The 605-nt window shown below is 47.3% G+C and carries 1 protein-coding gene; it reads right to left on the reverse strand.

All coding sequences use genetic code 11. The features are described from left to right. Positions 1-34: 34 nt before the first annotated feature. Positions 35-605: FAD-binding protein (locus R7R78_RS27800; RefSeq protein WP_225474811.1), on the reverse strand; the 571-nt coding region annotated here is incomplete at its 5' end.

The following is a 605-nucleotide window of genomic DNA, read 5'->3' on the forward strand; positions in this document are numbered from 1 at the left end:
CAAAGCTCCCTGTTGATAAGCGTTACATTCGATATTAATTATCGGTTAACTGCTTTGCTGGTACCAGAATTGTCGGGCCGCTGTTTTCCAGTTGATTTGGGTAATCAAGCGTGTAGTGCAGGCCGCGGCTCTCTTTACGCTGCATTGCACAGCGAACCATAAGCTCTGCAACTTGCAGTAGATTACGCAGTTCCAACAAGTTATTAGATACGCGGAAGTTACTGTAGTACTCATGCGTTTCTTGTTGTAGCAGTTGAATGCGGCGCAATGCACGCTCTAAGCGCTTATCGGTACGCACAATGCCCATGTAGTCCCACATGAACAGGCGAAGTTCGTGCCAGTTGTGTTGAATAATAACTTCTTCATCACTGTTGGTGACTTGGCTTTCATCCCAACATGGAACACGTGAAGGCAGCTCAACGCTGGTGTGATGTTTCAGAATATCTTTTGCAGCAGACCACGCATAAACCACACATTCCAACAGTGAGTTCGATGCCATACGGTTAGCACCATGCAAGCCGGTGTAGCTCACTTCGCCAATCGCGTATAGGTTTTTCAAATCCGTATGACCGTTTTGATCCACCATCACGCCGCCACAGGTATAG

The sequence above is a fragment of the Vibrio sp. 2134-1 genome, from assembly GCF_033339495.1.